This window comes from Brassicibacter mesophilus (assembly GCF_050433385.1).
Classification (GTDB): Bacteria; Bacillota; Clostridia; order Tissierellales; family Proteiniboraceae; genus Brassicibacter; species Brassicibacter mesophilus.
In genome coordinates, this window is sequence record NZ_JBNPXI010000001.1 from 260,762 (window position 1) to 287,486 (window position 26,725).

23 protein-coding genes, 1 riboswitch and 1 other annotated feature are annotated in these 26,725 nt (G+C 32.5%); of the genes, 11 read left to right on the top strand and 12 right to left on the bottom strand.

Annotation, left to right across the window (positions count from 1 at the left end):
* Positions 1–10 precede the first annotated feature (10 nt).
* The 6 genes from mbhE to HNR33_RS01370 form a co-directional block, all read right to left on the bottom strand.
* The gene (mbhE, locus tag HNR33_RS01345) at positions 11–292 is read right to left on the bottom strand and encodes a hydrogen gas-evolving membrane-bound hydrogenase subunit E (RefSeq protein WP_429079274.1); all 282 of its coding nucleotides are present in this window, start codon (positions 290–292) and stop codon (positions 11–13) included.
* The gene (locus tag HNR33_RS01350) at positions 289–528 is read right to left on the bottom strand and encodes a hydrogenase subunit MbhD domain-containing protein (RefSeq protein ID WP_429079275.1); all 240 of its coding nucleotides are present in this window, start codon (positions 526–528) and stop codon (positions 289–291) included. The genes mbhE and HNR33_RS01350 overlap by 4 nt, the downstream gene beginning before the upstream one ends.
* Positions 529–552: 24 nt before the next feature.
* Positions 553–834, bottom strand: coding sequence for a monovalent cation/H(+) antiporter subunit G (gene mnhG, locus HNR33_RS01355; RefSeq protein WP_429079276.1), 282 nt, complete (start codon positions 832–834; stop codon positions 553–555).
* Complete coding sequence (locus tag HNR33_RS01360) at positions 831–1,103, bottom strand: MrpF/PhaF family protein (RefSeq protein ID WP_429079277.1); 273 nt, start codon at positions 1,101–1,103, stop codon at positions 831–833. Before HNR33_RS01360 ends, mnhG begins: the two co-directional genes overlap by 4 nt.
* A 3-nt stretch (positions 1,104–1,106) precedes the next feature.
* Complete coding sequence (locus HNR33_RS01365; RefSeq protein WP_429079278.1) at positions 1,107–1,583, bottom strand: Na+/H+ antiporter subunit E; 477 nt, start codon at positions 1,581–1,583, stop codon at positions 1,107–1,109.
* Between the two features lie 240 nt (positions 1,584–1,823).
* On the bottom strand, positions 1,824–3,815 hold the full coding sequence (locus HNR33_RS01370) for a sigma-54-dependent Fis family transcriptional regulator (RefSeq protein ID WP_429079279.1): 1,992 nt from the start codon (positions 3,813–3,815) through the stop codon (positions 1,824–1,826).
* Positions 3,816–4,175: 360 nt separating this feature from the next.
* On the opposite strand from HNR33_RS01370, the gene HNR33_RS01375 reads away from it, so the two are divergent.
* From HNR33_RS01375 to hydF, 3 genes are all read left to right on the top strand, one after another.
* Entirely contained in the window at positions 4,176–4,421 is a 246-nt protein-coding gene (locus HNR33_RS01375; protein WP_429079280.1) for a TM1266 family iron-only hydrogenase system putative regulator, read from the top strand.
* Between the two features lie 65 nt (positions 4,422–4,486).
* Positions 4,487–5,902, top strand: a complete 1,416-nt coding sequence (gene hydG, locus HNR33_RS01380) for a [FeFe] hydrogenase H-cluster radical SAM maturase HydG (protein ID WP_429079281.1) — start codon at positions 4,487–4,489, stop codon at positions 5,900–5,902.
* Positions 5,903–5,916: 14 nt separating this feature from the next.
* On the top strand, positions 5,917–7,110 hold the full coding sequence (hydF, locus tag HNR33_RS01385) for a [FeFe] hydrogenase H-cluster maturation GTPase HydF (protein ID WP_429079282.1): 1,194 nt from the start codon (positions 5,917–5,919) through the stop codon (positions 7,108–7,110).
* A gap of 46 nt (positions 7,111–7,156) precedes the next feature.
* On the opposite strand, the gene putP is transcribed toward hydF, so the two are convergent.
* Complete coding sequence (gene putP / locus HNR33_RS01390) at positions 7,157–8,644, bottom strand: sodium/proline symporter PutP (protein WP_429079283.1); 1,488 nt, start codon at positions 8,642–8,644, stop codon at positions 7,157–7,159.
* A gap of 115 nt (positions 8,645–8,759) precedes the next feature.
* Positions 8,760–8,975 (bottom strand) — a binding site (T-box leader).
* A gap of 162 nt (positions 8,976–9,137) precedes the next feature.
* Here putP and HNR33_RS01395 point away from each other — a divergent pair.
* Entirely contained in the window at positions 9,138–9,266 is a 129-nt protein-coding gene (locus HNR33_RS01395; protein WP_429079284.1) for a hypothetical protein, read from the top strand.
* Positions 9,267–9,306: 40 nt separating this feature from the next.
* On the opposite strand, the gene HNR33_RS01400 is transcribed toward HNR33_RS01395, so the two are convergent.
* From HNR33_RS01400 to HNR33_RS01420, 5 genes are all read right to left on the bottom strand, one after another.
* Positions 9,307–12,735: a pyruvate carboxylase gene (locus tag HNR33_RS01400; protein ID WP_429079285.1), complete on the bottom strand. Its 3,429-nt coding sequence runs from the start codon at positions 12,733–12,735 to the stop codon at positions 9,307–9,309.
* A 239-nt stretch (positions 12,736–12,974) separates the two neighbouring features.
* Positions 12,975–13,976 (bottom strand): isocitrate/isopropylmalate dehydrogenase family protein, encoded by a 1,002-nt coding sequence (locus HNR33_RS01405; protein WP_429079286.1) that lies wholly within the window; start codon positions 13,974–13,976, stop codon positions 12,975–12,977.
* 170 nt (positions 13,977–14,146) lie between these two features.
* Positions 14,147–16,072, bottom strand: coding sequence for an aconitate hydratase (locus HNR33_RS01410; RefSeq protein ID WP_429079287.1), 1,926 nt, complete (start codon positions 16,070–16,072; stop codon positions 14,147–14,149).
* A 22-nt stretch (positions 16,073–16,094) separates the two neighbouring features.
* A complete protein-coding gene (locus tag HNR33_RS01415) occupies positions 16,095–17,465 on the bottom strand; it encodes a beta/alpha barrel domain-containing protein (protein ID WP_429079288.1) in 1,371 nt (456 codons plus the stop codon).
* A 401-nt stretch (positions 17,466–17,866) separates the two neighbouring features.
* Positions 17,867–19,012, bottom strand: a complete 1,146-nt coding sequence (locus tag HNR33_RS01420; protein ID WP_429079289.1) for a M20 metallopeptidase family protein — start codon at positions 19,010–19,012, stop codon at positions 17,867–17,869.
* Positions 19,013–19,247: 235 nt separating this feature from the next.
* Positions 19,248–19,417, top strand: a riboswitch (Lysine riboswitch).
* Between the two features lie 320 nt (positions 19,418–19,737).
* On the opposite strand from HNR33_RS01420, the gene lysA reads away from it, so the two are divergent.
* Genes lysA through dapD form a run of 7 tightly spaced genes read left to right on the top strand, consistent with a single transcriptional unit; the run spans position 19,738 to position 26,684 of the window.
* A complete protein-coding gene (lysA, locus tag HNR33_RS01425; protein WP_429079290.1) occupies positions 19,738–21,036 on the top strand; it encodes a diaminopimelate decarboxylase in 1,299 nt (432 codons plus the stop codon).
* 23 nt (positions 21,037–21,059) lie between these two features.
* The gene (locus tag HNR33_RS01430) at positions 21,060–22,265 is read left to right on the top strand and encodes an aspartate kinase (protein ID WP_429079291.1); all 1,206 of its coding nucleotides are present in this window, start codon (positions 21,060–21,062) and stop codon (positions 22,263–22,265) included.
* 60 nt (positions 22,266–22,325) lie between these two features.
* A complete protein-coding gene (dapF, locus tag HNR33_RS01435) occupies positions 22,326–23,162 on the top strand; it encodes a diaminopimelate epimerase (protein ID WP_429079292.1) in 837 nt (278 codons plus the stop codon).
* A gap of 53 nt (positions 23,163–23,215) precedes the next feature.
* Positions 23,216–24,208, top strand: a complete 993-nt coding sequence (locus HNR33_RS01440; RefSeq protein ID WP_429079293.1) for an aspartate-semialdehyde dehydrogenase — start codon at positions 23,216–23,218, stop codon at positions 24,206–24,208.
* Between the two features lie 42 nt (positions 24,209–24,250).
* A complete protein-coding gene (gene dapA, locus HNR33_RS01445) occupies positions 24,251–25,126 on the top strand; it encodes a 4-hydroxy-tetrahydrodipicolinate synthase (protein ID WP_429079294.1) in 876 nt (291 codons plus the stop codon).
* Positions 25,127–25,138: 12 nt separating this feature from the next.
* On the top strand, positions 25,139–25,894 hold the full coding sequence (gene dapB, locus HNR33_RS01450) for a 4-hydroxy-tetrahydrodipicolinate reductase (RefSeq protein ID WP_429079295.1): 756 nt from the start codon (positions 25,139–25,141) through the stop codon (positions 25,892–25,894).
* A 55-nt stretch (positions 25,895–25,949) separates the two neighbouring features.
* Positions 25,950–26,684 carry a 2,3,4,5-tetrahydropyridine-2,6-dicarboxylate N-acetyltransferase gene (dapD, locus tag HNR33_RS01455; RefSeq protein WP_429079296.1) on the top strand — a complete coding sequence of 245 codons (735 nt, stop codon included), beginning with the start codon at positions 25,950–25,952 and terminating at the stop codon, positions 26,682–26,684.
* Positions 26,685–26,725 lie beyond the last annotated feature (41 nt).

Consider the following 26,725-nt stretch of genomic DNA (forward strand, 5'->3'; position numbering starts at 1 on the left):
CACCTTCTTTTTATCCTATTTCATCATGCTTTTTTAAAACAAAAGTTACTATAATTGCCGCTGTGAATAACACTGTAGCTTCAACAAAAGTGTCAAATGCTCGATAATCAAGAATTATGCCTGTAACTATATTTAATGCACCTGTTTCTTGAACTCCTTTTTCAATGTATCTTTCAGTCACATAGTTATTTGCAGGCACTTCAGCTGCACCGAACTCAGGTAGTTCTATTACACCAATAAGCAAAATACTTATAATAGTTATAGCAATTACTACTGATAGAACTTTTTTCATTTGCCAGCACCTCTAATTCTCTTAAGTGTTAACACAAATAACAATGTAGTAATTCCTGCACCAACAGCAGCTTCAGTAATAGCTAAATCCGGAGCATTTAACTGCTGCCATAAAATCGCCATAATTAAGCTATAGACCATGAATACAATTATTGCCCCAAATAAGTTTTTTATAGCTGAAACAGCTATGGATGATCCTATCAGAAATAAAATCATGATAATGCTAAAAGTTTTCATAAATTTCCACTCCATTAATTTTTTCTACTTTTTATTTTTCTTGTGAATACTATGTGCAATCAAGTGTGTTGCAGTAGGATTAGTTATCCATAAAAACAAAATTATTAACAAAAGCTTTGCCGCAGAATAACCAAAACCATTATAAACAATTAATGACATTAAGCACAAAACAGCTCCTAATGTATCACATTTAGCTGCACTGTGTGCCCTAGTAAGCGTATCAGGAAATCTTAATAGTCCTACCGTTCCCACTATGAAAAAGAATAGTCCTCCGGATAACAAAAGAGCCATCAATATAATCCTCACTCTTTTTCCCCTCCCGTGTTCAGCATAATATTTGATATGACTATTGATGCAACAAAGCTAATAAGTGCATACACTAGAACTACATCAATAAAATAAGTTTCCTTCAATATAAAAGATACAATGGAAATGAGTACAATAGTCTTTGTTCCTATTACATTTATTGCGATTAATCTATCCGCAGGAGACGGCCCTTTAATTGCTCTTATAAGACATAGCATTATTGTAAAGGCAAGTATTATAATTGATATTACTAGAATCTTTATTTCCATAAATTATCCCTCTATCTTTAATAGTATTTTCTCTAATTTTGAATTCATAACTGATCTAACATATTCATCTTTTATACAATGAACTGTTATTTTATTTTCATCCAAAGATACTGTTATAGTTCCTGGAGTTAGTGTTATTGAGTTTGCAAATATTGTTCTATATTCATCCTTAGATAATTTAGTCTTATACTCAAAAATACGTGGAGAAATGTCCATATCTTTACTCAAAACAATCATTGCAACCTGAATGTTTGAAATAACAATCTCCTTCATTAAAACCAACGCATACAAAAAATAATAGTAGATTTTTTTAGCATAACTGCACGCGCCTTTCGTCACTTGTGTATTATTATCTCCATTTATATAGGAAATCCCTAAGCAAATAACTAGTCCTAATAATAAAGTTTCTAAATTTAATCTCTCAGATAATACAATCCAAAATACTAATAAGCTTAATATAATTTTATAATTGCCCTTCATAACTAACCTCCATATAAAATGTCCTTATTATATCTTTGCAATAAGTATGCCAATTTAATGTTTTTTTTATTTCTTTCCTATATACCTCTATTTTACTTATATTCGCCTTACTCAAAAATTAAACACAATAAAAAGGAATTGAATAGAGCAATTCAATTCCTTTGAAATGTATCATTTTATAACACTTTCGAGTATAAATAATAATTTTTAATGTTTCATTTTGTTACATATGTTTCATTTTTAGACACTTTTTATATTATATTTTTCCATTTTTCTATACAATGTACTTCTACCTATCCCAAGAACTTTAGATGCTAATGCTATATTCCCATTTACTCGTAATAAAGTTTTTTCTATAGCTGCTTTTTCTATCTCGACTAATGAATATAGTTCATTAAAGCTTATTTCATCACCTGTTTCTTTTATCGCTTTCATATGTTTAGGCAAGTGTTCATATCCTAAAATCTCATCATACGTCGCTGTATTGATAATAAGCTGCATAACATTCTGTAGCTCTCTTACATTTCCTGGCCAATCGTATGACATCATCCCCATATAAAAACTATCATTCATGCCTTTTACACCTTTATTGCTTGCTGTATTAAACTTGTCAAAAAAGTAATCAGTAAAAATCTTAATATCTTCTTTTCTCTCTCTAAGAGATGGTGTATGCATAGGCATTACATTTAATCTATAAAATAAATCTCTTCTGAAATTACCTCTTTCAACTTCTATTTCTAAATTCTTGTGTGTTGCAGCAATTACTCTAACATCAATCGGTATTACATCATGTCCTCCTACTCTAACTATTTCTTTTGTTTCCAAAACTCTTAATAAATTCGCTTGTGTGTCAAGAGGCATATCTCCTATCTCATCTAAGAATATTGTGCCTCCATTTGCAAGTTCAAATTTACCAGGATGCCCTCCCAGTTTTGCTCCAGTAAATGCTCCTTCAACATAACCAAAAAGCTCACTTGCCACTAATTCCCTTGGTATCGCGCCACAATTTAAAAAAACAAATGGCTTTCTTTTTCTTCTGCTATCATTGTGTATTGCTTGAGCAAACATCTCCTTTCCCGTTCCACTTTCTCCAAGCAAAAGTACTGTTGCATCAGTTTTCGCTGCCATAGATGCTAGTTTTATTGTATCTTTTATTTTCTTACTATTCCCTAGTATATCTTCAAAAGTAAATTTTGCATCAGCGCCAACGATTTTATTAACTAAGCTATGAACAACTTTAGCTTCTTTAAACGTCATAACTATGCCATCTGCCTTGTTAGTTGAAGTATCTTTTATTGGGGTCATATTCACTATACAAGATATTTTTTTACCTCTTTTATTTTTAAAGAAAATCTCTTCTTCTTCATATTTTTTTTCATCATTTATTAATCTAATAAGATTTACGCTGTTATCTTTGTGTAATATAGTGTTAATATCTTTGCCAGCAATATCACGCTCTTTAATCCCTAACAATTTACTAGCAAAAAGATTTAACTTTCTAATAACGCCATCGTTGTCTAAAGAAATTATTCCTTCTGAGATAGACTTCATTATAGCTTGAAAATTATTATTAGCTATTGTAAGTATTTTATTAGTTTCATCTAATTTCATTTCATTTTCTATTGCCTGGGCAGCAGCTACTACCATTCCTAGAGTATGAGGATGAACTTTTTTATGCGGTCCAGTCATACTCAAAACTGCTATAATTTCTTTGTTTACTTTTATTGGACATGCAGATGAAGTCCAGCTATGATACTTCTTACAATAATGTTCTGATCCAAATACTTGTAGTGGTTCGCAAGCTACAAGCGCTGTTCCTAAAGCATTTGTTCCGATTACTTCTTCCTTAACACAATATCCTTCTTTCATAATAACATTCTCGTTTTGCTCAATTATATTTTTGTCTCCAGCACATACTAAAACATATCCGTCCGCATCAGTCAATCTAACAACAAAACTTTCACTTCCTACTATTTTATTTAAACTAATCATGAATGGCTTTGCAATTTTCAGTAATGAATTGTACTTCTTATATCTCTCAATTATCTCATCTTTATTTAATTTAATTTGTTTAATTTCAGACAACGGGTCTACATTATTCATTTTACATCTTATCCAAGAGTCAGCTATTACTTCCCTAATGAACTCTTTTTTTAAAATCCCTGTCGAAACAAATGATTCCCAAGCTTCATTAAATTCTTTATTTTTAATCAATAGCCTTTCATTAGGCAAAAAAATCCCTCCAATATTTTGCTCAAACTATTACGATTTCATCTTTATCTATACATTAAATTTTACTACAATTGTATTATGTATGCAATTAACTGGGCATCCTTGAAAGAAATTTTTTAATAAGTAATTTTTAATATTATTAGTAATTTTTGATAAAAACAGTTTCAATCAATTCAATAATTTGTTATAATATTAACAAGACATCTGATATACTGGTTGTACTGGTAAATTGGATATCGGATTCAGCCTAATTACAAGGAGTTTCTGAGTAAAAGGGGGAGATACTATAGATATATTTTTTGTATATCAATACCTTCCGTATTTTACGGGAGGTATTATTTTTTCTGAAGGAGGAGTTATATGGAGAAAAGAATTGGAGTTGTCGGTATAGTTGTAAAAATTATTGAAAATGCTGAAAGTGTAAACTCTGTATTACATGATCATTCTAGCATAATCGTAGGAAGAATGGGTATTCCATACAGAGAGAAAAATATTTCAGTAATATCTTTAATAGTCGATGGTACCTCTGATGAAATAAGTGCAATGACAGGTAAACTTGGTAAAATTAATGGAGTGAGTGTGAAATCTGCTTTAACAAAAGTATAGAGAAACAATTAAGTTTATTGAAGCTGTAATATGAAATGTTATTAATTTAACAGGGAGGCCGTGTTATGAGTAACTATAATGCTGAAGATTTTATCAAAGATTCTGAAATAAAAGAGTGTATTGAGTTTGGGAAACAGAAATCAAAGGACAGAGAATATATTAGAGAACTATTATGTAAAGCAAAAGAATGCAAAGGCTTAACTCATAAAGAAGCATCTGTACTTTTAAATATAAAAGATAAAGAACTTCTAGACGAGATGTTTAAAACAGCAAAGCATATTAAAGAAGAAATCTATGGTAAAAGAATTGTAATTTTTGCACCTCTTTATGTTAGTAATTATTGTGTGAATAACTGTAAATATTGTGGGTACAAACATTCAAATGACGATTTAAAAAGGAAAAAACTTAACAAAGAAGAACTTATAGAAGAAGTTAAAATTCTCGAATCATTAGGACATAAAAGGTTAGCACTGGAAGCAGGCGAAGACCCTGTAAATTGTGACATTGACTATATACTCGATTGCATAAACACAATATACTCTATTAAACTTGAAAATGGCAGTATAAGAAGAATTAATGTCAATATTGCTGCTACAACAGTTGAAAATTATAAAAAGCTAAAAGATGCTAATATAGGAACTTATATTTTATTTCAAGAAACATATCATAAAGAAACATATGATAAAATGCATCCACAAGGTCCAAAGCACGACTATAATTGGCATACCACTGCAATGCACAGAGCTATGCAAGCAGGTATTGATGATGTAGGTATGGGAGTCTTATATGGACTTTACGACTACATGTACGAAACTATAGCAATTATAATGCATGCTGAGAATTTAGAAGAGGTTTATGGCGTTGGTCCTCATACTATTTCAGTACCAAGACTTAGGGCAGCTGAAGGAGTGAATCTTGAAACGTTCCCATATTTAGTTTCAGATGATGAGTTTAAAAAGATAGTCGCTGTATTAAGACTTTCAGTTCCATATACAGGAATGATACTATCTACACGAGAAACAGCTGAATTTAGAAGTGAGGTTTTATCACTTGGGATATCACAGGTAAGTGCTGGATCATGTACTGGCGTAGGAGGGTACAATGAGGAATATAGAAGTCATGAGCATAAAGATAAACCACAGTTCGAAGTAGGTGACCACAGATCTCCTCTAGAAATACTTAAAAGTTTATGCAACTCAGGTTATATACCAAGCTATTGTACTGCATGCTATAGAGAAGGAAGAACTGGAGAAAGATTTATGTCACTTGCTAAAAATGGTCAGATACACAACGTATGCCTTCCAAATGCAATTTTAACTTTAAATGAGTTTGTATTAGATTACGGCGATGAAGAGCTAAAAGAAATTGCTCAAAAAACTATTGAAAAAGCTATAGAGCAAATTCCAAATCAAAAAGCAAAGGAAGTAACTACTGAGTATTTGAAAAAAATGCAGTCAGGTGAAAGAGACTTTAGATTCTAGAAAGGAGACTTAATATGCAAGATACCCCTAAATCAAACAGATTGCATATCGCTATTTTCGGAAAAAGAAATGCTGGAAAGTCAAGTCTTATAAATGCTATTACAAATCAAGATATAGCTTTAGTCTCGAACATTGCAGGTACAACTACTGACCCAGTTTATAAGTCAATGGAACTGCTACCTTTAGGACCAGTAGTTATTATTGATACAGCAGGCCTAGATGACTCTGGAAGTCTAGGTGAACTTAGGATTAAGAAAGCAGAAGAAGTAATGGATAAAACAGACCTAGCTTTATTAGTGTTTGATGCTTTAGATAATAATTTATCTCCTGAGATACAATGGTTAAATCAGTTGAAAAGCAGAAAAATACCAGTAATAGGTGTAATTAACAAAATTGATTTAATAGATAATGTAGACTACAAATCATTATCTGAACTAGATATTCCTTTAGTAAAAGTAAGTGCAAAGGATAGAACCAATATTTCTGAATTAAAAGAAGCAATTAACTCATATGCACCAATAAATTTCGAAAGATCTACAATTGTTGGAGACATAGTAAACCCTAAAGATACAGTTGTGGTTGTAGCACCTCAGGATATTCAAGCTCCAAAAGGCAGACTCATTCTACCTCAAGTGCAAGTAATCAGAGATATTCTCGATCACAATGCAATGGCATTGACAGTTAAGGACAGTGAGCTTGATAACATTCTGAATATTTTAAATAAAAAACCAAACTTAGTCATTACTGATTCTCAGGTTTTTGCAAAGGTAAATGCTATAATACCCGAAGAAGTCCCGCTTACTTCATTTTCTATATTAATGGCTAGATATAAAGGCGATTTAGACATATTTATAAAAGGTGCTCATTCAATTGATAATTTGAAGTCTAGCGATAAGGTTTTGATAGCAGAAGCATGTACTCATCATCCTCTCGAAGGTGATATTGCAAGAACTAAGCTGCCAAATTGGCTCAAAACGTATACAAATGCAGATCTTGACGTAACTGTAAAAGCAGGTGTGGATTTTTCCGATAACCTATCAAAATATAAGCTTATAATTCATTGCGGTGCCTGTATGTTCAATAGAAAGCAGATGATGACGCGAATTTTAAAGTCAGAATCTATAAACGTTCCAATAACTAATTTTGGTATAGCTATAGCTCATATGAATGGTATATTAAATAGAGTTACTGAAGTATTTTACAGCTAAACAATATTAATGCCCTAGAGCATCCCTACAGCTCTAGGGCTCTAAATTATATATTACTTACCTTTACACTTTCAAATTCTTCAGTTATTTCTTGAATAGGTTCTTTATCTAACAAACTCACTACCACTATAGCAATAGCTGAAAAAATAAAGCCTGGTACTATTTCATAAAGATCAAATATTCCACCCTGAAGTCTCTGCCATATAATAACTACTAATCCTCCTGTAATCATACCAACTAATGCCCCATTTCTTGTCATCCTTTTCCATACTAGAGACATAATCACTGCTGGTCCGAATCCAGCTCCAAATCCAGCCCATGCATAGGATACTAATACAAGTATTGAACTTTCAGGATTAAGTGCAAGAAAAAAAGATATCACAGCTATAATAACAACTGTCGTACGACTTACCCAAACTAATTCTTTGTCACTTGCATTCTTTCTAATTAGTGACTTGTAAATATCCTCCGTCAATGCAGATGCTGAAACTAATAACTGTGAGTCAGCAGTGCTCATTATTGCTGCAAGAATAGCTGCTAGTAATATACCTGCTATTATTGTTGGAAACGTTGAGTTCACCATAACCATAAATACCGTTTCTACAGCTCCACCTTCTAATGCTTCTGTAAGGTATACTTTTCCTACGATACCAACTAATACTGCTGCACCCAAAGATACTATAACCCATACCATTGCTATTAACCTAGCTTTTTTAATGTGATCAGAAGACTTTATTGCCATAAATCTTGTTAGTATGTGTGGCTGACCAAAGTATCCTAGACCCCATGCCAATAAAGAAACTACCGATATAAATGATATACTTTTGCCATCTATAGTAGTAAACGCATTTAATAATTCTGGATTTATTGACTTTAAAGAAACTACAGTTTGATCATAACCACCTATTAGGTGCATACAAGTTATTGGAACTACTAAAATAGCAAAGAACATCAGCATTCCTTGAAAAAAATCTGTCCAACACACTGCCATGAACCCACCTAAAAAAGTATATACGATTATAACAATAGCCCCTAACCCTAATGCATAGGTATAAGGTATACCGAAAATAGTACTAAACAGCTTACCACCACCTACAAATCCAGATACTGTATATACAGTGAAGAACATTAAAATTATTATTGCAGAAGTTATCCTTAAAATTCCTGAATTGTCTCTGAATCTGTTTTCAAAATATGATGATAACGTAATAGAGTTTCTAGATATCTCTGTGTATTTTCTTAATCTTTTTGCCACAAATTTCCAATTTAAATAAGTTCCTATGCCTAATCCAATTGCAATCCATATAGCTTCCATACCACTTGCATATGCGTATCCTGGCAGTCCTAGTAATAACCATCCACTCATATCAGACGCTTGCGAACTTAGTGCAGTTACCCAGCTATTAAGCTTTCTTCCACCTAAAATGTATTCAGACAAATTTTCTGTCTTGCGATAATAAATAAAACCTATCAGCAGCATTACCCCAAGATACACTACAAAAGTAAATATAATTCCTAAGTTATAATTATTCATAATTGTTCCTCCTTTATCGTTTTAAAGTTATACTGTGTTAAATTGCATGCATGCATTTAAGCCAAAATTAGTTCAAGGGAAATCAAGTAAATAAAAAAAACCTCATCCCTATAAAAATAGGGACGAAGGTTATCCGCGTTACCACCCTTGTTAACTAGCTATTCAACTAGTTCACCTCTAATAATATAACGGTTAAAACCGTCTAAACTTACTTACTTTCAGTTTAGAAGCTCTAGGTCTGGTTCAATATTTAGCGGATTAAAAACCTTTCAGCCATGGGTTTTCTCTCTGTAAATCATAAATATCTACTATTACCTTTCTCAGCATATCATATCTTCTTTTGTTAACAAGATTTATATTTATTCATTTTATTTTATTATAAAAATCCTACATTGTCAAATGAATTTTTTGGTTATTTTATTTAGCACCAATTCTTCTTCATTTTCATACTATGATAATAAATCAACATAAAACATATAAGGAGGTTTATCACATGGCAGAAAACAAAGGTTTATTAGGTGGACTATTTGGTGGCGGATGCGGAGACGACAGTAGCTTGTTATTCTTCTTCTTGCTATTAGTTGTATTGTTCTGTAATTGTGGTTACGGCAATAGATGCTAAAAAATTACACACTAATAAGAAAGGAGCATATGCTCCTTTCTTATTGTAATTTAATTATCAATTCTCCTGCTTTAACAATCTGTCCTTCTTTTACAATGATTGAATCCACAATACCATCAGCTGGAGCAGTAATGTTTGTTTCCATCTTCATTGCTTCAATTACTGCCACTGTTTGATTTTCTTTTACTGTCTCTCCAAGTTTTACTATGATTTTAGTCACAGTACCTGGTATACTAGCCCCAATTTCTAATTTATTCGAAGGGTCTGCCATTTGAGTAAAGTTAACTTCTTTATTAACCGAGCTAGCTTTATCATATATCTTTATCGCTCTTCTACTATCATTAACCTCAAAGTAAAGAGTTCTATTTCCTTCTTCGTCTAATCTTCCTATTTCTAAAAGCTTTATAACAAGGACCTTTCCTTCTGCTATTTCAACTTCACATGTCTCTCCTTCACTTAATCCGTGGAAGAATATATCGCTACCCATTCTACTAAAGTCACCATGTTCCTGAATGTATTGTAGATAGTCATCAAATACCTTTGGATATAACGCACTACTTAGCATATCCTTTTTTCCAGGTTCTATATTAAATCTTGTTTTAATACGATCATGAATCTTATCAAAATCTTCTGATGGGAGTAATTCACCTGGTCTACATGTTATGGGCTCCTCACCTTTTAATACAAGCTTCTGTAATTTTTCAGGAAATCCTCCAATTGGCTGCCCCATCATTCCTTTAAAGAAGGATACTGCAGAGTCTGGGAATGCCATATCTTTAGCCTTGTCATATATATTTTCTGGTGAAAGATCATTTTGCACCATAAATATCGCCATATCTCCTACAACCTTTGAAGAAGGAGTTACTTTTACTATATCCCCTAGCATTTCATTAACTTTTTTATACATATCTTTTACTTCATTAAATCTATGACCCAAACCAAAGCTTTCAACCTGCGGCTTAAGATTTGAATATTGTCCACCAGGAATTTCATACTTATATATCTCAGCTGTTCCTGATTTAAGACCTGATTCGAGTTGGCTGTATACTGGCCTTACCGCACTCCAATAGTCAGAAATTTTTTGTATATCATCTAAAACTAATCCTGTACTTCTTTCAGTATTCTCTAACGCTGCAACAACAGAGTTTAGTGCAGGTTGGCTCGTTAAGCCTGATACACTGTTAAATGCTGTATCTACAATATCTACTCCAGCTTCAGCAGCCATTAACAGTGTAGCTACTCCGTTTCCGCTAGTATCATGTGTATGAAGATGTATAGGCAATCCAATCTCCTGTTTTAGTGCTTTTATTAGCTTAAATGCAGCATGAGGTTTTAACAGTGCGGACATATCTTTGATTCCTAATATATGTGCACCTGTCTTTTCTATTTCTTTTGCCATTTTTACATAATAATCTAAAGTGTATTTATCTTTGCTTTCATCTAATATATCACCTGTATAACATATACACGCTTCAGCTATTTTACCAGTTTTAACAACTTCATCAATTGCTACTTCCATTCCTTTTAACCAGTTTAGTGAATCAAATATTCTAAATACATCTATTCCGCTTTCAGCTGATTCTCTGATGAATTCTTTAATGACATTATCAGGATAGTTTTTATATCCGACTCCATTAGCTCCTCTTATAAGCATTTGGAATAATACATTAGGAATTTTTTTTCTTAGTAGCTCAAGTCTAGTCCATGGAGATTCTTTTAAAAATCTGTATGCAACATCAAATGTAGCTCCGCCCCACATTTCAACAGAAAATAAGTCATGAGCTAATACTGAAGTTGCTTTTGCTATCTTCACCATATCTATAGTTCTCATTCTTGTTGCCATAAGTGACTGGTGAGCATCTCTCATAGTAGTATCTGTAAGCAATAGTTTTTTCTGATTTTTTATCCAATCAACTACACCTTCAGGTCCTTTATCATCTAGTAATTGTTTAGTACCATATAATTCTTCGTTTCTTTCAACCTTTGGCACAATTGGTACATCAAATTCTCTCTTGTTTCCTTTTGTTTCATTTACAACTTTTTCACCAATATATTTTAATACTCTTAACTCAACATCAACTTTTGATGTAATATCAAAAAGCTCAGGGTTATCTGCAATAAACCCAGTATCACACTTTCCATCTAAAAAATCATGATGATTAAGCACATTTATTAAAAAAGCAGTATTAGTCTTAACACCCCTAACTTTTAACTCTTTTATAGCTCTTCTAACCTTTCTCACTGCGTCTTCAAAGGTTCTTCCCCATGATGTAGTTTTTACAAGTAAACTATCATAATATGGACTTATAACAGAACCTGTAAATCCATTCCCTCCATCTAATCTTATTCCAAATCCCGAACCAGTTCTATATACATCTATTATCCCTGTATCTGGAGCAAAGCTATTTAATGGGTCTTCTGTTGTTACTCTACATTGTATCGAATATCCTCTGGGCTTAATATCCTCTTGAGATTTTATGCCAATCTCATTAGAATCTAGCCTATAGCCTTCTGCTACTAATATCTGGCTTTGCACTATATCTATTCCAGTTACCATTTCAGTTACTGTATGCTCTACCTGTATTCTTGGATTCATCTCAATAAAGTAGTGATTTCCATGCATATCAACAAGAAACTCTACTGTTCCTGCACTTCTATAATTTACTGCTCTAGCAATTTTAAGCGCATCATCACATATAGCTTTTCTAAGTTTGTCACTTATTGAGAAAGCAGGAGTAAATTCAATTACCTTTTGATGTCTTCTTTGTATTGAACAATCTCTTTCATATAGATGCACTATATTTCCATATTTATCTCCTAACACTTGTACCTCTATATGCTTTGGCTTCTCTAAATATTTTTCAATAAAAATATCATCTATTCCAAAAGCTTTTTTAGCTTCATTTTTTGCACTATGAAATTCCTTTATTAATTCATTTTCTTCCCTTACAATTCTCATTCCTCTACCACCACCGCCAGCTGCAGCCTTCAAAATTACTGGATATCCGCAAAAATTTGCAAACTCTTTTGCTTCTTCCTCTGATGCTACAGCCTTTTCAACTCCAGGTATGGTTGGAACTCCAACTTTATTAGCTACAAGCTTAGATTTAATCTTATCTCCCATCTGATCCATCATCTCATGAGTAGGACCAATAAATTCAATTCCTGCCTCTTCACATTTTCTTGCAAATTCCATGTTTTCAGATAAGAAACCGTATCCAGGATGTATGGCATCTACTCCTTTCTTTACTGCTAAACTAATTATTTCTTCAATGTTCAAGTAAGCTTCTACAGGGCCTTTATTCTTACCTATCAAATAAGATTCGTCAGCTTTCGTTCTAAACAATGAGTTTTTATCTTCATTAGAATAAATAGCAACTGTTCTGATTCCTAACTCATTACATGCTCTAAAGATTCTTATTGCAATTTCTCCTCTATTAGCAACTAAAACCCTTTTAAATTTTCTCATTATATCGCCTCGCTTTCTAAGCAAAATTATTGTATCATCTTATCTTTTAATACATTGACTCATTAACCTTAATCGTTATTATAAAGTTAAGCTATTTATTTGTCTAGTATTATAATGTCGTTTTTGTTATATAAATATAGTCTCATTTTTTTGTCTTACTATTCACATATATAAATATAGATAACTAAACTAATTATTTAGCTTAGTTATCTATATCTTTTTCTAATGATTATCATATTCTAAATCATTTTCTGTATTATAGCATTTGCAAATTCATCCGTACCTAAAGTTCCTCCCATGTCTTTAGTAAGCTTGTTTCCCTCTCTAAGAACTTCTGTTAAAGCTTTTTCAATTTTTTCTGCAAAGTCAAATTCACCTATATACTTTAACATCATTATCCCAGAAAGCAACGTCGAAGTAGGATTTGCAAGATTTTGGCCAGCTATATCTGGTGCAGAACCATGAACAGGTTCAAACACAGCTACATCGTCACCAATATTAGCTCCAGGTGCAAGCCCTAATCCTCCTACTAACCCAGCTGATAAGTCAGACAATATATCTCCATATAAATTTGGTGCAACTATTACCTCATATGCTTGTGGGTTTTGAACTAACTTCATACACATAGCATCTACAATTACATCTTCAAATCCAATCTCTCTATGCTCATTTGCATATTGTTTTGCACATTTTAGAAATAATCCGTCAGATAACTTCATGATGTTCGCCTTGTGTACAGCAGTAACTTTTTTCTTTCCTTCTTTTTGCGCTAATTCAAAAGCAAACTTTACTATTCTGTCACTTGCTTTTTTAGTAATTATCTTGATGCTCTCAGCAGCATCCTCGCCTACCATGTGCTCTACTCCAGCATACAAATCCTCAGTATTTTCTCTAACAATTATGAAGTCAACATTCTTATGAATAGATGGTATCCCTTCATAAGACTTTACTGGTCTTATATTTGCATATAAATTCAATTTCTGCCTTAAGGCTACGTTTACACTTCTGAATCCAGTTCCAATAGGTGTAGTTATTGGACCTTTTAGAGCAATCCTATTTTTCTTGATACTGTCTATTACATGATCTGGCAATGGTGTTTTATAAGTTTCCATGACATTTGCACCAGCTTCAACTACATCCCATTCAATATTTAATCCGCATGCATCTATTATCTTTTTTGCTGCTGATGTTACTTCTGGTCCTATTCCATCTCCAGGAATCAAGGTTATTCTATACGTCATTTTATTACCCTCCTATAAGAAAAATCCTTGTGCGAGACAGGTATCAGAAAATTAGTTAGGGGGAATGGGGTCACACAAGGATTTTTTGTTAAACAAACTAAAGTAATTTATTATTTCTGCTATATTCAATAATATACAATAATTTTTATAAATATTCAATAATATTTTTATTATTTTACCCCTAGTTTTATAAGATTCAGTAATCCACCCTCTATAAGCATTTTCTTTTGTCTTTCAGTAACTTCTAGACTTACTTTATATTCTTTATTTTTCGTTTTATTTATTAAAAACATAGTATCATTCTCTATTTGAGCTAAAGTATTATCAATAACTAATTCATCCAAAACATTTATATCATCATAATCCTCTATATTTTCAAAGCTTAGTGGCAAAATACCATTATTTATCAGGTTTTGCTTGTGTATTCTCGCAAATGACTTTGCAAGAACTGCTTTTATCCCGAGATACAGTGGTACTAAGGCAGCGTGCTCACGGCTTGATCCCTGACCATAATTTGACCCTCCTATTATAAATCCTCCGCCATTCTCCTTTGCTCTTTTCGGAAATTTTGGATCACAAGGTGATAAACAATAATCAGAAAGGTGAGGTATGTTCGATCTAAATGGCAATAGCTTTGCATTAGAAGGCATAATATGATCTGTAGTAATATTATCTTCAACCTTTATTAACACTTTCCCTTCCAATTTATTCTTTAATTGTTCACTCTTTGGAAATGGCTTTATATTTGGCCCTCTAATTATTTCAACCTCACTATTCGATTCGCTAGGTTCTATTATCATATTATCATTGATTTTAAACTTATCAGGCATAGATATTCCCATGTTATGCGCATAACTACATGGATTAGTTATAACTCCTGTTAATGCTGATACAGCCGCCACTTCGGGACTTACAAGATACACATTAGCAGAAACAGTGCCAGATCTTCCTTTGAAATTTCTATTAAACGTTCTTAGTGAGATACCATCAGTATTTGGCGCTTGTCCCATACCAATGCATGGTCCGCAGCCACATTCTAGAATTCTTGCTCCGGCAGAAACAAGTTTGGCTAATGCTCCGTTTTCAGCCAACATATTTAGAACTTGCTTTGACCCTGGAGAAATTACAAGAGATACATTCTCATTAACAGTGTTTCCATCTAATATCTTTGCTACCTTCATCAAATCCATATACGAAGAATTTGTACAACTTCCAATTGCAACCTGATTCACCTTTGTACCTTGCAGTTTAGATACGGATACAACATTATCAGGGCTATGAGGACATGCTATTAATGACTCTAATTCATCAAGGTTAATTACTATTTCCTCGTCATATATTGCACCATCATCTGCTCTTATTTCACAAAAATCATTCTCTCTCCCTTGGGCCTTTAAAAAGTCATAAGTCAATTTATCTGAAGGGAATATTGATGTTGTAGCCCCTAGTTCTGCTCCCATATTAGTTATTGTTGCTCTTTCAGGAACTGTTAGATTAGCAAGTCCATCTCCACAGTATTCAAATATTTTATTCACTCCGCCTTTAACTGTATATCTTCTTAAAACCTCTAGTATTATATCTTTAGCTGTAGTTCCAGAATTAAGCTTTCCTTTTAGTTCCACTTTTACAATGCTAGGCATTATAATATAATATTCGCCACCTGCCATTGCTACGGCTACATCAAGTCCACCTGCTCCAATAGCAAGCATACCAATACCTCCAGCGGTAGGTGTGTGACTATCTGAACCAAGTAAAGTTTGTCCTGGTATCCCAAATCTTTCTAAATGTACCTGATGACATATACCATTTCCTGGCTTTGAGAAATATATTCCATGCTTCTTTGCTACAGTTTGAATATATAAATGATCATCGGCATTTTCAGGGCCAGCTTGAAGCATATTGTGGTCAATATATGCAACTGATTTTTTTGTTTTTACTCTATCTATTCCCATAGCTTCAAACTGAAGATAGGCCATAGTACCTGTTGAATCCTGCGTTAAGGTCTGATCTATTCTTATACCAACCTCACTTCCTCTTTTAAATTCTCCAGTAACTATATGTTCTTTTATAATTTTTTCTGCAACAGTTAGTCCCATCATTATCCCTCCTATTTTGCATCTACATAGCTTTTGTTTCTTCATCTTCAATAATGTTCGGTATATACATAAGAACCATTTTCTTAAGTTCTTCACTCCTTATAACTGTAGTTCTTCCGTTTGCATATTGTTCATCAACCCATTTTTTTATAGGTAAAATTCTAGAATCTTTTTTGCTTAATTTTTTATCTTCATCAAGTTTAAAGTATCCATTTATCCATGCTGCAATGCCAGCTAACCCCGAATATTGATTAACAGCAACTATAGCAGGTCTGTTTAATATTTTTGATGTATTAAATGCATTATATATTTCTTCATTTTTAAGTAATCCATCTGCATGAATCCCAGCTCTAGTTACATTAAATTCACTTCCAACAATTGGTGTTCTAGGATGTATTGTATAATCCATTTCTTTCTGAAAATAATCTGCTATTTCGGTTATTATTTTTAAGTTCATTTTTTTTGTCGTTCCTTTAAGCTGAGCATATTCTATAACCATAGCTTCCATAGGACAATTGCCCGTTCTTTCACCAATTCCAAATAAGGTTGTATTGACTGAAGAGCCTCCATAAAGCCAAGATGTAGTCGAATTAGTTACTACAGAATAAAAGTCATTATGACCATGCCATTCGATAGCGTCAGAAGGAACGTTACAGTGATATCTAAGGCCGTGTATTATGGCCGGAACACTTCTTGGCAGCTCTACGCCAACATATGGCACACCTAATCCCAATGTATCACATGCTCTTATTTTAATTTGTATGTCTGACTTCTCTGAAAGCTTCATCAAGTTATTTACTAGCGGTACAACAAATCCGTAAAAATCAGCTCTTGTTATGTCTTCTAGATGACACCTTGGTATTATTCCATTTTCTAGAGCGCTTTCAGCTATAGACAAATACATATTCATTGCCTGCTGTCTTGTCATATTAAGCTTGTCAAATATATGATAGTCCGAGCAAGACATAAGCATCCCTGTTTCATTTATTCCCATATCTTTAACTAGCTTAAGATCTTCTTTAGTCGCCCTAATCCACGAAGTTATCTGAGGAAAATCATATCCTTTTTCCATACACTTTCGTACAGCATTTCTATCTTTATCTGAATATAAAAAAAACTCTGTCTGTCTTATTATTCCTGAGCTATTATCAAGCTCATGTAAGTAATCATAAAGCCTAACGATTTGTTCTTCAGTAAAAGAAGACATTGACTGCTGCCCATCTCTAAATGTAGTATCCGTTATCCAAATATCATCCGGTAATTCCATGGGTAATTGGATTTTGTTAAAATTAATCTTTGGGATTTCTTCATATGGAAAAATTTCTTTAAATAAATTTGGTCTTATTGTGTCAATAACACTATATGGATACGACACCGATTTTGATTTTTTCATCACAATACCTCCCTTTATCAGCCTTTAGAAGAAAATATATACAACTTTATTTTATGCAAGTTTTATATATTTTCCATGCAATAATCCATTTGACTTCTTAATGTTATTTTGTAGTATTTATTCGTTTTGTATTATATTTATGCGTATATAGTTAAAGTTATTTCTTAATTAACGTATTCTAGCACATGTGATTATAATGCATAATTAGTAATGATTGTTATTACTCCTCAATATATCGTATAATTACATATATTACTGCGTCGTATAATAACTTAAAATGATTTTAACATATACAAAAACAAATATCAAGTAAAAAATGCAAGTTAATTGTAATTAACTTGCATTTTTTTATAATTCAATATCTTATTGTTGTGATAGACACGTCTATTCTTTTACTTATCTTAAAACACTCCTATTTTTTTGCATATTTTGACATATGTTTTGACACCATGAACCAATACATCTTCACCATAGTTAAATCGACAGTGATGAAGAGGAAAGACAAATCCCTCCTTTTCATTCCTTGATCCTAGCATAAAAAATATGCCTGGTATTTGTCTTTGATAATACGAGAAATCTTCTGCTATCATCATAGGTTTAATAATTTCTACTTCATTATCATCTAGAGCTTCTTTAACAATTTCAAATAGCTTATTATCATTAACGACTGCAGGATACATATCTCTAACCTGCATATTGATATCTATACCATGCATTATTTCCATGCCTTTGTTGATTTCTTTCATTTTTTCCTTGATAATATCATATATTTCTTGTCTATACGCTCTTATTGTTCCTTCCATTTCAACTTTACCAGCTATGGCATTGCGTGCCTCTCCTCCATTTATCTTTCCTATGGATAATACAGCACCTTCAATCGGTTCAATATTTCTACTAATAATTGATTGATAAGCGTTTATTAATTGAGCTGCTATACATATGCCATCTATCCCTTTATGAGGCATAGCTCCATGTCCACCCTTTGCATTAATACAAATATCTATTTCTCCTGTTTGTGCCATTATAGGGCCTGAATTTAATCCTATTTTTCCTTCTTCTAGCTCAGGCATTATATGAAGTCCCACTATTGCCTCTATATTATATTTTTCTAGAACCCCTTCTCTTACTATGACCTCTGCTCCTCCAGGACCTTCTTCCGCTGGTTGGAATATTAACACTATATCTCTTTGTATTTTTTCTAAACCAGATATATAGAATGCAAGTCCTAACAATATGGCTGTATGTCCATCATGTCCACAGGCATGCATCATACCTTCATTCTTCGATGAAAAAGAAAGTCCAGTCTCTTCTTTTATTCTTAAGCCATCTATATCTGCCCGAATAGCTATGGCTTTCGAATCCATACTGCCTTTTCTAAATCCTATTACACCAGTATTTGCAACAACCTCTGTCTTAAATCCAGCTTCCTGAAGCTTTTCTATTATATATCTTGATGTATTTATTTCACTAAAGCCTATTTCAGGCATCTGATGCAATTCTTTTCTAAAATTAACTACCATCTGCGATATATCCAATAACTTATTCATCTTTTAAAACCTCCCTCATAATCATTTTTATACTCGTCATTAATTATATTATTTTTAGAATATATTATATCTATTTTATAGTCTATAACAAGAATTACTTTTTTATATTCTAATTAGTTTTAACTATTGAATTATGAATAAAATATATACAAGCTTTAGCTTTGTAATTTTTTGTTATTGACAACAATTTTAATATCTGTTACGATTGGAGATAATTAAATACTGGGTAACAGCAATATGATATAGAGGCCGCAATTGTAAACAGTACTTTAGGTTAGCATTCTAAAGGAAAGGTGCAATTGCCGAAGCACATTTTTGAAAGTTTATGTGTTGGGACTATGCTGAATAAGCATAGTACTGTCGATAGGAGATAGCCCAGTCTTCTATTGGAGTGCTATATCATGTTGGGGCGAAAGGTTCTGTTTATTTTTGACTATTCATAAACAGCTATGGGTACCTTTTGCTCATAGCTGTTTTTTTATTTATAAGAAAAGCTTCTAACGAAGCATTAGAGGTAGCTTTTCTTGAAACTCATCCACGGAAAGTTCTTGATATGGAATACTAAAGTACAACTTTCCTATTCGTTATAAAAAAAGCTTCTATTGAAGCATTAATATTATGTTTAAGGAAACCTTTTTTGAAATCCATCTAACGGAAAGTTAATATTAAGGAAAATTAAGACTTTCCTATGGGTTATAAAAAAATCTAGAAAGTGGTGAAAAGACATGAAATTATTCGGTACTTCGAGAGTAACTGATAAAGGTATTTTAGAAATTGGTGGATGCAATTCTTTAGATTTGGCTAAGAAATTTGGTACTCCCCTCTATGTTATAGATGAGGAGCTTGTTAGAAATAATTGTAAGATCTTTAAAAATAGCTTTGTAGAAAAAAATATAGAAACTGAAGTGATATATGCTTCCAAAGCATTCCTCACTATAGGTATGTGTAGGTTGATTAACGAAGAAGGGCTAAGCTTAGATGTAGTCTCTGGTGGAGAGCTATATACTGCAATAAAATCAGGTTTCCCAATTCAAAAAGTTTATATGCATGGAAATAACAAGACAAAATCAGAGCTTACAATGGCTATCAAAGCTGGTGTTGGAAGAATAATAATAGATAATAAGCAAGAAATTGAGATAATAGAAAAAATCTGTGAAACTTTAGATAAAAAAGTTGATGTGCTTCTTAGAGTAAACCCAGGTATCGAGGCCCATACACACGAATATATACAAACTACTAAGAATGATTCTAAATTTGGAGAGTCTATATTTAGTAATAATATTTACGAAACAATAAATACACTTATTAACAGTAAAACAATAAATCTTAAAGGCTTTCACTGTCATATAGGTTCACAGATATTTGAAGAGGAATCATTTTATCTAGAGGTTTGGGTAATGCTTAAGTTTCTTAATAAAGTTAAAAACAACTGCGGATACTCTTCAGAAGAATTAAACCTTGGCGGCGGCTTTGGTATATATTATGCTAACGGAGATACTCCTATAAAACTAGAGAGTTTTCTTAATAATATGCTTAAGATAATAATTGAGAAGTCAAACGAGCTAAATCTATCGGTACCTAAAATAATGATAGAACCTGGAAGATCTATTGTTTCAAATGCAGGTACTACTCTTTACGATATTGGAGCTACCAAAACAACTTTTGGACAAAAAAACTATATATTTGTTGATGGTGGAATGACAGATAACCCCAGACCCGCCCTTTATGGAGCAAAATATGAAGCAACAATTGCAAACAAAGTCCTCGAAAATAACAAAACACTTTATACAGTCGCTGGTAAATGCTGTGAATCAGGAGACATGATAGTTAAAGATATTATGCTGCCTAAAGCTGAAGCAGGTGATATTCTAGCTGTATTCAGTACAGGAGCATATAACTATAGTATGGCAAGTAACTACAATAGAATTCCAAGACCGGCAGTAATATTTGTAAAGAATGGTCAGTCAAGACTAGTTGTGAAACGAGAATCATATGAAGATCTAATAAAAAATGATGTTTTCTAACTTGAACTTTGGGAGGGTTAAGTATGGCTATAATTGTTCAAAAATATGGTGGTTCTTCTGTTGAGACTATCGATAAAATGAAAGATATTGCAAAAAAAGTAATAGATAGAAAAATAGAAGGTAATGATATGGTGATAGTTATATCTGCCATGGGAAAAACTACTAATAATTTAATAGCAATGACAAAGGATATTTCAGAAAGTCCTTGTAAACGAGAGCTTGACATGTTGTTATCCACAGGAGAGCAAGTTTCTATTTCTTTATTATCAATGGTTTTTAAAGAGTTTGGTTATGATGCCATATCGCTAACTGGCCTTCAAGCTGGTATTAGAACACAAGGAAATCATACTAAAAGCCGTATAGAAGATATAGATATAGATATAATAAAAGCTCATTTAAACAAGGATAAGATCGTAATCGTTGCAGGTTTCCAAGGTGTTAATAAAGATGGTGATATTACTACTCTAGGAAGGGGCGGATCAGATACTACAGCCGTTGCTTTAGCTGCAAAACTAAATTGCCTGTGTGAGATATATACTGATGTAGAAGGTATCTACTCTGTTGATCCCAGACTTTATAAAGGTGCAAAGAAGCTTCAAAGCATTAGTTATGAAGAGATGATGGAAATGTCAAGTCTAGGCGCAAAAGTAATGGAAACGCGATCAGTAGAAATAGGTCACAAGTTTAATGTACCAATATATGTAGCACTTAGCAATGGAAAAATCCAAGGAACTTATATAAAGGAGCTCGATGAAAACATGGAACAAAGAACAGTAACCGGACTTACAGCAAGTGATAATGTACTAATGGTCACTATAAACAACGTACCATATAATACACAAAATATCTCACTAATCTTTGAAAAATTAGCAGATGAGGATATTAATGTAGATATGATTAGCCAAACATCCCCTTATGACGGATACGTCAATGTTTCATTTACCACAGCTAAGGATGATGAGAACTCTATAAATATTATAATTGCTGAATTAAAAAAAGAAATGTCAAGCATTGAAGTAACTAAAGATTCAAATATATCAAAGATATCTGTTATAGGTACAGGAATGAGACATCACTCTGGAGTAGCAGCAAAAGTATTTAATATTTTTGCAAATAACAGTATAGAATTTAAACAGGTTACAACATCAGAGATAAGTATTTCATACACTATAAGCAATCTAAATAAACAAAAAGCAATAAATGTTTTGGCAAGAGAATTAAATTTGTAATCTTAATGATTATTACTTTTGATATATAATATATTTATAATAAGTTGGGGGTGGAAAAAGATGTTAACATTTGAAAAATTCCATGGTACAGGAAATGATTTCATAATATTTAACGGATTAAATGGTAATCTACCAGAGTACAAAAAACTTGCTTTAAGTGTATGTGATAGGCATTTTGGAATTGGTGCTGACGGTATGATAGTTGTCGAGAAATCAGAAACAGCCGATATTAAAATGGTTTTTTATAACGCTGATGGTACAGAAGCTCCTATGTGTGGAAATGGAATAAGATGCTTTGCTAAATATGTCTATGATAATAAAATCGTACCGAAAACCACATTTACAGTTGAGACTCTTGGGGGAATGATGAAGCCTGAATTAATCATTAATGATGGTAAAGTTCATAGTGTTAAGGTTGATTTAGGTGTACCAGTTTTTTCTACAGATAGCTTTCCTATAAATACTGATAAAGCAGATTTTATTGATAAAGAAATAGAAATAAACAAAATAACTTATAAAATATCTTCATTATTTGTAGGCACTATTCATACAGTTGTAAGAGTAGATAACTTAAATAATATCAAAATTTCAGAAATAGGACCATTAATTGAAAATTATACATTATTCCCCAAAAAAACAAATGTGAATTTTTGTGAGATTCTTGACGATCAAAATATAAAGGTTATAACATGGGAAAGAGGTGCAGGTCAAACTCTTGCATGTGGCACTGGTGCAGCTGCTACTGCTATCGTATGTTCTATGATATATGGTACTAATAAAGAAGTAAATATTCATGTTTTAGGTGGAAAACTAAAAATTAATCAGGAAAATAATCACATATTTATGACTGGACCAGCACAATTAGTATGTAAAGGTGAATATAATTGGAATAACTAGCTATTTATAACTTGTTTATATGCATTAGAAAATTTAAAATAGAGGTGACTAGAATGAAAAATGTGAACTTAGCAATAGTCGGTGCAACAGGAATGGTTGGAAGAACTTTTTTAAAAGTACTAGAGGAAAGGGATTTTCCTATTAACAATTTGCATTTGCTAGCTTCAGCAAAATCAAGCGGAAGTACAGTAAGTTTTAAAGGCAAAGAATACGTTGTTGAAGAACTAACTGAAAAATCTTTTGACAAAGACATAGATATAGCATTATTTTCTGCTGGTGGAGATATAAGTAAGAAGTTTGCTAAAATAGCAAAAGAAAAAGGTGTAATCGTAGTAGACAACAGCAGTGCTTGGAGAATGGATAAAGATATACCACTTGTAGTTCCTGAAGTAAATCCTCAAGATATAGAATGGCATAATGGTATAATAGCAAATCCTAACTGTTCTACAATCCAAGTTGTTTTACCTATCAAGGCTCTTCACGATGCATTTAAAATTAAAAGGATTGTATATTCTACTTATCAGGCCGTTTCTGGCTCTGGTGTCGGAGGAATAATGGATTTAGAAAATGGCATAAAAGGTGATCCTAATAAGAAATATCCTCACCCAATTGCATACAACTGTCTCCCTCATATTGATGTATTTATGGAAAACGGGTATACAAAAGAAGAAATCAAAATGATTGAAGAAACAAAAAAAATATTAAACGATTACGATCTTAAAATAACTGCTACTACTGTAAGAGTGCCTGTAAAAACTGGTCACAGTGTTTCTGTAAATGTTGAATTCGAAAAGCCATTTAAGTTATCTGAAGTTTTTGAAGTTTTAAGAAACAGTAAAGGTATTATTGTTCAAGATGACGTTGCAAATAACATATACCCTATGCCAATAAATGCGGAAGATACTGACGAAGTATATGTAGGTAGAGTAAGAAGAGATTTTAGTGTCGAAAATGGAATCAATATGTGGGTTGTAGCAGACAATATTAGAAAAGGAGCTGCGACAAACACTGTACAAATTGCAGAGTTATTAGTGCAAAAACTATAATCATTATTCAAGGAAATTATTATGATGGGAGGAATGTTAACTATGTTATTCAAAGGATCAGGTGTAGCTTTAGTAACTCCTTTTACAAATGATGAGATTGATTATGATAAACTGTCTGAATTAATAGAATGGCAAATAGAGAATAATACAGACGCAATAATAGTTTGTGGAACAACTGGTGAATCTTCAACGATGTCTGATTCAGAAAGAAGAGAAGTAATCAAATTTACCATAGAAAAAGTAAATAAGCGTGTACCAGTTATCGCTGGAACAGGAAGCAACAATACAGCTTATTCCATTGAGCTAAGTAAATACGCTGAAAAACAAGGCGCTGATGGGCTATTAATAGTAACACCATACTACAATAAAACAACTCAAAAAGGATTAATAGAACATTATAGTGCTATAGCTGACAATGTTAATATCCCAATTATATTATACAACGTTCCTGGTAGAACTGGGCTTAATCTTCTTCCGAAAACTGTAGAGGTACTTTCAAAGCACAGAAATATTAAAGCAGTAAAAGAAGCAAGCGGAAACATAAGTCAGGTAGCTGAGATAGCAAGACTATGTGATAACAACTTCTATGTATATTCTGGAAATGATGACATGGTAGTCCCATTACTATCACTTGGAGGTAGCGGTGTTATATCTGTAGTTGCAAATATCCTACCTAAAGATACTCATGATATGGTAGTTAGCTATCTTGAGGGAAATATTGAGAAAGCTAGAAAGTTACAGCTTGATATGAAAGAGCTTATTGATACATTGTTCATTGAAACTAACCCTATACCAGTTAAAACTGCCATGAACTTAATGGGAATGAATGCTGGAGAGCTAAGACTACCTTTAACATCGATGACAGAATCTAACCTAGATATCCTAAAAAAAGCTATGAAAGCTTATGGAGTGCTTTAAGGAGGCAATGTTATGATAAAAATAATTATTAGCGGCTGCAACGGAAAAATGGGTCAGGTTTTATCCGAGCAGATTTTCGAATTTGATGATTTAAAAACAGTCGCTGGTATAGATAAAAATCCTAAAAAAGTGAATAATTCTTATCCTGTATATGAAGATATATTTGATTTTAATGGAGATGCAGATATAATTATTGATTTTTCTAATCCAAATTCAATTTCAAATTTATTAAAGTATGGAGTATCTAAAAATATTCCTATAGTTATAGCTACAACAGGATATTCTGATAATCACATCACAGAAATAAAAAATGCTGCAAATAGCATCCCTATATTCTTCTCTGCTAATATGTCTTTAGGAGTAAACGTGATAGTGAACTTGGCAAAAAAAGCTGCCCCAATATTAAATGGCTCTTTTGATATTGAAATCATAGAAAAACACCATAATAAAAAAGTAGATGCTCCAAGTGGAACTGCATATATGATTGCAAATGCAATTAATAATGAATTAAAAAATTCAAAATCATATGTGTTTGGAAGAGAAGGAAAAAGTGAGCTTAGATCTCAAAACGAAATAGGAATACATGCAGTTCGTGGTGGTACTATTGTCGGAGAACACTCAATAATCTTCGCTGGGATAGATGAAGTAATCGAAATAAAACATACTGCTACATCTAAGAAAATATTTGCAGCAGGTTCTATAAACGCAGCAAGATTTCTAATAGATAAAAAACCTGGATTATACACAATGGATGACTTATTTAAATAATTAAATAATCAACTTTTTTACTATACAACAGAAAATAAGGAGGTCTTATAGACTAATGAAAATAGAGCACACTGAATACACTTCTTGTAATCAACTAACAGATCCATACGAAATTGCACGTTTTATCAAAGAAGCAAAAAAATCTACGCTAGTTAAAGTCTATATGAAAGGTAATTTTGAAAATGTAGAATTTTCTGATATAATGGTATTTGGAGAAGGTAATTCAAGAATTGTCATAGGAGAATATAACGCCATATCAGAGCTAATTAATAAGTATAAGCAACATATGGAATACTATCATATTGAATGTGATAGAAGAAATTCTGCTATCCCCCTATTAGATATAAAAAACATTCAAGCAAGAATAGAACCTGGTGCCATAATTCGTGATAGAGTTAATATTGGAAAAAACGCAGTTATCATGATGGGAGCAGTTATCAATATCGGTGCTGAAATTGGTGAAAATACTATGATTGACATGAACGCAGTAGTTGGAGCCAGAGGAATAATCGGAAAAAATGTCCATGTAGGTGCTGGAGCCGTTGTAGCAGGAGTTTTAGAGCCTCCTAGTAAAGCTCCTGTCACTATAGAAGATGACGTTCTAATTGGTGCTAATGCAGTAATACTTGAAGGCGTTAAGATTGGAAAAGGTTCTGTTGTAGCTGCTGGTTCTGTTGTAACTAAGGATGTTCCAGCTAATTGTGTAGTTGCAGGAACTCCAGCAAAAATTATCAAAGAAAAGGATAATAAAACAGCAGAAAAGGTAAAGTTATTAGAAGATTTAAGATAACAAAAAGCCTTGATTTATGATCAATAAATCAAGGCTTAAGC

What these genes read in the sequence shown, in the direction of transcription:
- mbhE (WP_429079274.1), bottom strand. Translation starts at nt 292, where the DNA reads ATGAAAAAAGTTCTATCAGTAGTAATTGCTATAACTATTATAAGTATT.
- HNR33_RS01350 (WP_429079275.1), bottom strand. Translation starts at nt 528, where the DNA reads ATGAAAACTTTTAGCATTATCATGATTTTATTTCTGATAGGATCATCC.
- HNR33_RS01360 (WP_429079277.1), bottom strand. Translation starts at nt 1,103, where the DNA reads ATGGAAATAAAGATTCTAGTAATATCAATTATAATACTTGCCTTTACA.
- HNR33_RS01365 (WP_429079278.1), bottom strand. Translation starts at nt 1,583, where the DNA reads ATGAAGGGCAATTATAAAATTATATTAAGCTTATTAGTATTTTGGATT.
- HNR33_RS01375 (WP_429079280.1), top strand. Translation starts at nt 4,176, where the DNA reads ATGGAGAAAAGAATTGGAGTTGTCGGTATAGTTGTAAAAATTATTGAA.
- hydG (WP_429079281.1), top strand. Translation starts at nt 4,487, where the DNA reads ATGAGTAACTATAATGCTGAAGATTTTATCAAAGATTCTGAAATAAAA.
- hydF (WP_429079282.1), top strand. Translation starts at nt 5,917, where the DNA reads ATGCAAGATACCCCTAAATCAAACAGATTGCATATCGCTATTTTCGGA.
- putP (WP_429079283.1), bottom strand. Translation starts at nt 8,644, where the DNA reads ATGAATAATTATAACTTAGGAATTATATTTACTTTTGTAGTGTATCTT.
- HNR33_RS01395 (WP_429079284.1), top strand. Translation starts at nt 9,138, where the DNA reads ATGGCAGAAAACAAAGGTTTATTAGGTGGACTATTTGGTGGCGGATGC.
- HNR33_RS01400 (WP_429079285.1), bottom strand. Translation starts at nt 12,735, where the DNA reads ATGAGAAAATTTAAAAGGGTTTTAGTTGCTAATAGAGGAGAAATTGCA.
- HNR33_RS01405 (WP_429079286.1), bottom strand. Translation starts at nt 13,976, where the DNA reads ATGACGTATAGAATAACCTTGATTCCTGGAGATGGAATAGGACCAGAA.
- HNR33_RS01410 (WP_429079287.1), bottom strand. Translation starts at nt 16,072, where the DNA reads ATGGGACTAACTGTTGCAGAAAAAATTATAAAAGAACATATAGTTACT.
- HNR33_RS01415 (WP_429079288.1), bottom strand. Translation starts at nt 17,465, where the DNA reads ATGAAAAAATCAAAATCGGTGTCGTATCCATATAGTGTTATTGACACA.
- HNR33_RS01420 (WP_429079289.1), bottom strand. Translation starts at nt 19,012, where the DNA reads ATGAATAAGTTATTGGATATATCGCAGATGGTAGTTAATTTTAGAAAA.
- lysA (WP_429079290.1), top strand. Translation starts at nt 19,738, where the DNA reads ATGAAATTATTCGGTACTTCGAGAGTAACTGATAAAGGTATTTTAGAA.
- HNR33_RS01430 (WP_429079291.1), top strand. Translation starts at nt 21,060, where the DNA reads ATGGCTATAATTGTTCAAAAATATGGTGGTTCTTCTGTTGAGACTATC.
- dapF (WP_429079292.1), top strand. Translation starts at nt 22,326, where the DNA reads ATGTTAACATTTGAAAAATTCCATGGTACAGGAAATGATTTCATAATA.
- HNR33_RS01440 (WP_429079293.1), top strand. Translation starts at nt 23,216, where the DNA reads ATGAAAAATGTGAACTTAGCAATAGTCGGTGCAACAGGAATGGTTGGA.
- dapA (WP_429079294.1), top strand. Translation starts at nt 24,251, where the DNA reads ATGTTATTCAAAGGATCAGGTGTAGCTTTAGTAACTCCTTTTACAAAT.
- dapB (WP_429079295.1), top strand. Translation starts at nt 25,139, where the DNA reads ATGATAAAAATAATTATTAGCGGCTGCAACGGAAAAATGGGTCAGGTT.
- dapD (WP_429079296.1), top strand. Translation starts at nt 25,950, where the DNA reads ATGAAAATAGAGCACACTGAATACACTTCTTGTAATCAACTAACAGAT.